The 1,187-nt window shown below is 62.3% G+C and carries 1 protein-coding gene; it reads right to left on the minus strand.

Going from position 1 to position 1,187, the window contains the following annotated elements; all coding sequences use genetic code 11:
• Positions 1-1,187 (minus strand): 4-hydroxyphenylacetate 3-hydroxylase family protein (locus ABVS15_RS13545; RefSeq protein WP_369284209.1); only part of this gene is annotated, 1,187 nt, incomplete at both ends.

Consider the following 1,187-nt stretch of genomic DNA (forward strand, 5'->3'; position numbering starts at 1 on the left):
TCCTGAATGCCGGCGATAAATTTCGCCAGCTCCTTTTTGGCCTCGATGTTGCCCTGACGAGCAATCATGACGCGCTGTGCCTGGGGAGAACCCGCACCGTGCATGGATTCCGTGCGGTAACCCACAGCGGCGGAGCCCAGGCAGATGTTTTCCAGGAACCGGAACACGCGGGCCCGGTCCTCGGCGGATACGCCTTCCTTGGTGGCAAAGAACTTGTGGCAGATTTCTCCGATGGTTTCCCCGTTGTTCCCAACCACCGTGTCGGACTTGAAGTCCGTCTCGGAGGGCAGGGTGACCATGGCGCCGCCGGCAATATCCTCCGCCAGACGCACGATCTCATAGGGGAAGCGGGTGATGTTCTGCTTGCAGACGTTGGCAAGCAGGAGGTCGATCTGGTAGTTGCCCGCCTTGGTGGGGCAGCCCTCGCAGGAGCAGGCAATTCCGCAGGAATACAGGGTTTCGTTGAGGTGGGTCATCTCGATGAGCTTGTCCTTCACCGCGCTGGCCTTCTCCACGCCGTTGTACTCTGCCGCCAGCGCCGCCGCACCGATGACCACGTCGCCCACGCCGACCTTGCAGCCGCCGTAGCTCTGGCGGTGATACCCGGCAAAGCGCTCCACCATCATGCCGGCAAACTCATGCTCGCCGTTGAGGAACAGGTACTCGTTGGGGATGAACACATGGTCCAGAACCACCAAGGCCTCCTGGCCGCCGAAGCGTGCGTTGCCCAGATCCACGTCCGCGTCCTTTTCCATCTTGCGGGTGTCGCAGGACTGACGGCCATAGATCATGTACATGCCTTCCACGTCGGTGGGACAGGCAAAGCTCACGGCCCAGTCCTTGTCGTCGGGACCCATGGCGATGGTGGGCATGAAGATGTGCCAGTGGGAGTTGACGGAGCCGGTCTGGTGGACCTTGGCGCCGCAGACCACGATGCCGTCGTCCCGGCGCTCCACCACGTGGAGGTACATGTCCGGGTCAGCCTGCTGGTGGGGGGCCTTGGACCGGTCGCCCTTGGGGTCGGTCATGGCGCCGTCCACGGTCAGGTCGTTGTCCTGCACCATGGTGAGGAACTTCTTGAAGTTCTCATGGTAGGAGGTGCCGTGGGCCTCGTCGATTTCAAAGGTGGTGGAGAACACGGCGTTGAACGCGTCCATGCCCACGCAGCGCTGGAAGCAGCTTGCGGT

This window comes from Oscillibacter sp. GMB15532 (assembly GCF_041020825.1).
In the GTDB taxonomy this organism is placed as follows: domain Bacteria; phylum Bacillota; class Clostridia; order Oscillospirales; family Oscillospiraceae; genus Oscillibacter.